General features: G+C 73.4%; 5 protein-coding genes. 2 read left to right on the top strand and 3 right to left on the bottom strand.

What is annotated here, in order from left to right:
• Positions 1–942, bottom strand: a 942-nt coding sequence (locus AOK24_RS40270) for an EamA family transporter (RefSeq protein WP_240554355.1), incomplete at its 3' end; no start/stop codon positions are given.
• 31 nt (positions 943–973) lie between these two features.
• On the opposite strand from AOK24_RS40270, the gene AOK24_RS40265 reads away from it, so the two are divergent.
• Both AOK24_RS40265 and AOK24_RS40260 read left to right on the top strand, forming a co-directional pair.
• Positions 974–1,558, top strand: coding sequence for a MarR family winged helix-turn-helix transcriptional regulator (locus tag AOK24_RS40265; RefSeq protein ID WP_240554354.1), 585 nt, complete (start codon positions 974–976; stop codon positions 1,556–1,558).
• 196 nt (positions 1,559–1,754) lie between these two features.
• Positions 1,755–2,861: an NAD(P)/FAD-dependent oxidoreductase gene (locus AOK24_RS40260; RefSeq protein ID WP_055724866.1), complete on the top strand. Its 1,107-nt coding sequence runs from the start codon at positions 1,755–1,757 to the stop codon at positions 2,859–2,861.
• A gap of 288 nt (positions 2,862–3,149) precedes the next feature.
• Here the strand turns inward: AOK24_RS40260 and AOK24_RS40255 are convergent, their stop codons facing one another.
• On the bottom strand, positions 3,150–5,249 hold the full coding sequence (locus tag AOK24_RS40255) for a GAF domain-containing sensor histidine kinase (RefSeq protein WP_055724865.1): 2,100 nt from the start codon (positions 5,247–5,249) through the stop codon (positions 3,150–3,152).
• An 84-nt stretch (positions 5,250–5,333) separates the two neighbouring features.
• The gene (locus tag AOK24_RS40250) at positions 5,334–6,017 is read right to left on the bottom strand and encodes a response regulator transcription factor (RefSeq protein ID WP_079057242.1); all 684 of its coding nucleotides are present in this window, start codon (positions 6,015–6,017) and stop codon (positions 5,334–5,336) included.
• Positions 6,018–6,129: the final 112 nt, after the last annotated feature.

Raw genomic sequence — 6,129 nt, 5'->3', positions numbered from 1 at the left:
GTGCGCGTGACCGGCCGGTGCCGGCTCCTCCTCGGCCGGCGCTTCTCGGTCCGGCGCCGTCCCCGTCGTGCCCGCCGCCCGGTTCGCGCCGCTTCCTCCTCGCCCCGGCCTTCCCAGCACCACCCCCGCCAACACCAGCACCAGCCCGCCCAGTTGGCGTCCGCTCAGGCTGTCGCCCGCGACCGCCGTACCGAGCAGGACGCCCGTCGCCGGGTTCAGGAGCCCGATCAGCCCCACCGTCCCCGCCGGGAGATGCCGCAGCCCCGTGAACCACAGGGCGAACGCCAGGGCCGTGGCGATCAGGGACGTGTAGCCGACCGCGAGGAGCGCCGGACCGGACAGCGCGGGCGGGGCGCCCTCCACCACGGCGGCGACCGGGAGCAGGAACAGTCCGCCCGCGGTGAGCTGCCACGCCGTCGCCGCGAGGACGTCGGCCCCGGAGCCCCAGTGCTTCGTGAGGACGTGTCCGAACGAGGAGACGAGCATCGCCGCGGCCGAGGCGAGGACGCCCACGAGGCTCGTGCCGCCCGCGCCGGTGAACAGCATCAGGCACACGCCGGCCAGACCGACGGCGGCGCCCGCGAGATGCGCCGCCCGGGGGCGCTCGGCGACCATGCCCCACGCGATCAGCATCATCGTCAGCGGGGACACCGCCATCACCGTCGACGCGACGCTCGTCGGGAGCAGCTGGGAGGCGACGTACACGAGGACGAAGAACACGCTCGCGTTCAGCAGCCCCAGCACGGCGGAACGCCCCCACCACACCCCGCGCGGCAGCCGCCGGCGCACGACGAGCAGCGCCAGCCCGGCGGGCAGGGCGCGCAGAGCCGCGCCGTACAGCGGGCTGTCGGGCGGCAAGTACTCGTGCGTCACGAAGTAGTTCGCGCCCCACGCCACCGGCGCGAGCGCCGTGAGGAGGGTCCACCGCACATTCGCTTCCATGGAAGGAAAGGTAACTTCCCGGGAAGGTATTGTGGAAGGCGTGAACGAGAACATTCGCTCGGAAGAGTGGCGGACCGAGGCTGAGGGAACCGGGGAGCGCGGGGCGGCGGAGGACCGCGTCGCCCGCATCCAGGCCGACTGGCGCCGCGAGCGCCCCGACCTCGACGTCTCACCGCAGGGCGTGATCGGCCGGCTGCACTCCCTCGCGGGCCGCCTGACCGACGAACTGTGCCTGGTCTACGGGCGGTACGGCCTCGGGGAGGGCGAGTTCGACGTCCTGTGCGCACTGCGCCGCGCGGGAGCGCCGTACGAAAGAGCCCCCGGGGAGCTCGCCGCGCACACCATGGTCACCACCGGCGCGATGACGAAACGCATCGACCGCCTGGAACGCGCCGGCCTCGTCACCCGGCGGCGCGCGAGCGACGACCAGCGCGGCCGGATCGTCGCCCTCACCGCACCCGGCCTGGACCTGATCGACCGGGCCTTCGCCGACCACATGCGCAACGAACGCAGACTCCTGGACGTGATGACCCCGGCGGAAGCGGCGATCCTCGAACAGCTCCTCGGTACCTGGCTCGCGCGCCTGGACGGGGGCCGCACGCCGGCCGACTCCTGACCGGACATCAGGCGGGCGGCCACCACCGGGACCGGCAACTCCCGCGCCCGCCCCGTGCTTTCACGGGATGCGCACTCGCCCTCACCGTTTCTTTAGATTTCAAAAGCTACGCTCACGGTCAAGCCGAGCGGCCGAAAAACGGCCCCCACGCCGCGGCGCTCGCGTGTTGCACCCCCACAGGTACAGGAGACAGGCCGTGCGCGACGGCGACGTAGTGGTGATCGGCGGAGGGTACGCCGGAGTCCGGCTGGCCAAGAGGCTGGACGCGAGCGCGCGGGTGACTCTGGTGGACCGCAAGGAAGTCTTCTTCCACCGGATCGCGTCGCTGCGCGCGGGCGTGGACCCCGAGTGGACGTCGACGCCGTTCATCCCGTACGACCGGCTGCTGACCCACGGGAGGATCGTCGTCGGCAAGGCGCTGCGCATCGACACGGACGCGCGCAGCGTCGTCCTGGCGACGGGCGAGAGGATCCCCTACGACGTCCTGGTCGTCGCGACGGGCGCCGACTACCCGGAGCCGGCGAGGTTCACCGGGACGACGGTCGAGGAGGCGTCGAAGGCGTTCGTGGCGCACCAGCAGAAGATCGCCGGGGCGGGGCACGTCCTGATCGTCGGCGGCGGCCCCTCCGGCGTGGAACTCGCCGCGGAGATCCGCCTGGCGCGCCCGCACGCGCGCGTGACGCTCGCCCACGCGGGCGGTGCCCTCCTCGACTCGACCGGCAGCGCCTGGGCGGGCCGCAGGGCGCGGGGCTGGCTGGAGGCGCACGACGTGGAGGTCCGCCTCGGCTCCTTCATGGCCCCCGGCACCGAGTTCGGCGTCTACAAGGACGCGCAGGGCGGCACGGTGGAGGCGGACGTCTCCTTCTGGGCCACCGGCATCACCCCCAACACCCTGTGGCTGCGCCTCGCGGGTCACGGCGACTGGCTGAACCCGGCGGGCCACGTCAAGGTCGACCGGGCCCTGCGCGTGGCCGGCCTGCGCGACGTCTTCGCCGTCGGCGACGTCAACGACGCGGCCGACCAGAAGATCACCCAGGCCGCGATCACCCAGGCCGACCTGGCCGCCCACAACATCCGCGTCCACCTCACCACGCAGGGCCGCCACCGCAAGGAACCCCGCCTCTACCGGGCCCCTCACCGCAGCCCCCTCATCGTCCCCTTCGGCGGCGCCGACGGCCTCACCCTCGTACCCGTCCCGGGCGGCGAGAGCGCGGTGCTCGGGAGCCGGACGACGACGGTCGCCAAGGCGAAGACGCTGATGACGCCGTACATGCGGCGGCAGTTGGGGTACACGGCGGCCTGAGCGCACGCGGAAGGGCCGCCCCGTGAGGTCACGGGACGGCCCTGGGAACGGCCCGGTGTCAGCACCGGGACCACCGCCGGGATCGCCGCTACACGCATCCGGGAGGCGGGCACTTGCGGGCCAGCCGGGCCCTCGCCCCCGGGAACCGGAGGGTGGCGGCGATGCGAAGCAGGAAGGAGACCTGCACCGGACCGGGCGGGCCTCCGCCCTCACCACCGGCCCTGGGAACGGTCGGGTTCTTGTTCATGTGTTGCTCCCTTCGGCGCCGCTGCCGCGGCCTGTGATCGCTCACGAGTCTTCGCCGCCCGCTGTCCCGGCCGCATGGGACGGCTGTCCCGACGTGGTCCCGGGCTCCGCCGGGAACCCGGCCTCCACGACCGTCCCGGCCCCGTCGCTGGTCAGCGAGAACGCGCCGCCCAGCTCCTCCGAGCGCTCGGCCATCGACCGCAGCCCCACCCCCGCGCAGTGCTCGTGGGCGGGGAAACCGTCCCCGTTGTCCGTGATCCGCAGCCCGACCCTCCCGTCCGCCACCGTGACCAGGGCCCGCGCCCGGTCCGCGTGCGAATGCCGCACCACGTTGTTGAGCGCCTCCGCGGTGATCCGGTACACCGCCACCTGGAGCGCCGCCGGCAGCGGCGGCAGCGGGTCCGGCTCCACCGCCACGGAGATCCGCAGGCTGCGGCTGCTGAGCTGATCGGAGAGCCGGCGCAGCGCCCGCGCGAGGTCCGCCCCGTCCAGCGCGGCCGGCGCCAGCCCGTCGGTGATGTGCCGCAGCTCCTTGATCGCGTACCCGATCCCCTCCGACACCCCGCACAGCGGCTCGGCGACGCGCGCCTCGGCGCCCCGCCGGACGGCGTCCACCTGGAGCCGCAGCCCCGACAGGGCCGGTCCCAGGCCGTCGTGCAGCTCGTGCCGCAGCCGCCGCCGTTCCTCCTCGCGGGTGTGGACGATCTGCTCGCGGCTGCTGCGCAGATCCCGGTACAGCCGCAGCGAGGCCAGCGCGGGACCCGCCTGCTGCGCCAGCACCTGCACCGCTTCCCGGTCCTGCGGGTCGAGCGCCAGCTCGCCCGGTCGCGGCGCGACGTCCAGCCGGCCCGTCTCCTCGCCCCGGTAGCGGATCGGGAAGCGTTCCGCCCGGGGCCCCGGGTCGCCCACGCGCACCAGCTCGTGCGGCCCGTGCTGCCCGTCCACGGTGACCGAAGCGGCCGGCAGCCCGAGGGTGTGCACGACCGTCCCGGCCAGCAGCTGCGGGGTGTCACCGGGCTCCACCGCCTGGCTGAGCGCCTTCGACAGGTCGCGCACCACCTGGTACGGCTGAGCGCGCGACCCGTAGAACCAGCGGTCCACCAGATACGAGGCCCCGCGCGAGACGGGCCGCAGCAGCAGCCCCACGACCAGCCCCAGCGCGAGGGCGGGCAGCAGCTTGGCGGCGTTGGTGTGGTGCGGGGCGAAGCTCAGCACGAGCGCCACCGCCGCCGTGCACACCACCATCATCAGCAGCGTCAGCAGCAGGACCGTCAGCACCCGCCGGGCCCCCCGGTCCAGCGCCCAGGTGCGCGCCCGCACGTGCACGAACGCCAGCGCGACCGGCCACAGCGCCGCCGCCGCGTACGCCAGCGGCGTCCGCACCTGCTCGGAGATAAGACCGCGCTCGACCAGCAGGAGTTGCGCGCACCAGGCCAGGTAGGGCAGGTTCACCCAGTACGTCAGCCGCCGGTACTCCGAGGAGCTGAGCACGCGGACGACCGTCAGCAGCACCGCGAGGCCCACCAGCACCTCGCCGCCGTCGTCGTTGAAGGGCCCCATCACCGGCGAGGTCCACGCCCAGAAGTCGGCCCAGGCGCCCTGTGACATCGGGTTGGTGATGTCCATCCGCACGGTGACGCCGGTGCTCCAGCGGTACGCCTGCTGCACGACCGCGAGGGCCAGCATGACCCCCGTGTACCAGCGCGCCCAGCGGCCCCCGAGCCGGCCGTCGGGCAGCCACAGCGGCTGCGTGTAGAGCAGGGTCAGGAACAGCGTGAAGAAGACCATTCCGCTGAAGAACGCCAGCCCGGCGAGCGCCCGGGGCATCAGCCCCAGCCAGATCGTCAGCTGGAGGGTGAAGCACAGCACCGCCGTCGCGCCCGCGGCCAGCAGGAACCAGCCGAACACGGTCCCCGAGCCACGCGCGACGAACACCATCCCGGACAGGGCGAAACCGAGGCCCAGCATCATGTACTGGGCCGCGTAGTCGAACTCCTGGTATTGGGTGGCGGCGTCGAGATGGGTGAGCGCCAGCACCCCCCACACGACCCCCGCGAGCGCCACGCACGCGCACACCAGATACGCCGGCAGCAGCTCGCGCCCCGTCCCCGGGACCTTCGTACCGTTCACCTCCGCGCCCATGTCCACTCCTCGCCGTCGCCGACTCGATCCCTCCAGCCTCATCCGCCCGCTGTCCCGGACGCATGAGGCACCGGTCCCGAACCGCTACGGCTCCTCGCCGAGCCCGGCGTCCCGCGCGCGGGCGACGGCTTCCGCGCGGGTGGCGACGTGGAGCTTCTCGAAGATGTGGGTGACGTGGTTGCGGACGGTCTTCTCGGAGAGGACGAGTTCACGGGCGATACGGCGGTTGTCGAGCCCGCGCGCGATGAGCGCGAGGACCTCGCACTCGCGCGCGGTGAGCGCCGGGAAGAGCTGCTCGGCATCCCGGCGCCGCGACCCGGCGACGAGCGTGCTGAGCCGCGCCGCCACCCCGGCCCCGAAGACCGCGCCGCCCGCCGCGACGGTCCGTACGGCGTGCAGGACCTCCTCGGCGGCGGCGCCCTTGACGATGTAGCCGCGCGCACCGGCCTGGAGGGCGGCGAGGAGGTCGCCCTCGTCGTCGGACATGGTGAGGGTGAGGACGGGCAGCCCGGGATGGTCCTCGGCGAGGGCGCGGATCGCGGAGACGCCGGAGCCGTCCGGCAGGCCGAGGTCCATGATGATCACGTCGGGGCTGCTCGCGGACACGGCGGCCGGGATCTCGGCGATCGTCTCCGCCTCCGCCACGACGACCACCTCGCCGAGGCTCTCCAGCGCCGACTTCAGACCGCTGCGGAACAGCGGGTGGTCCTCGACGACCAGCGCCCGCAGCACGGACCGGTCCGCGGGCGACGGGGGATCCTCGTTCACTCTCGAACGGTAATCCCTTGAAGGCCGAGTCGTCATATTTTCAGCCGATACGGTCTGTGTGTACGGTTCACGGCATCAGCAGCACCGGCTTCACCGCCTCCCCCCGCACCGC

The organism is Streptomyces niveiscabiei, from assembly GCF_001419795.1.
Taxonomy (GTDB): domain Bacteria; phylum Actinomycetota; class Actinomycetes; order Streptomycetales; family Streptomycetaceae; genus Streptomyces; species Streptomyces niveiscabiei.
Note: the sequence above shows the minus strand (reverse complement) of the source record. Positions and strands in the feature narration are given on the sequence as shown.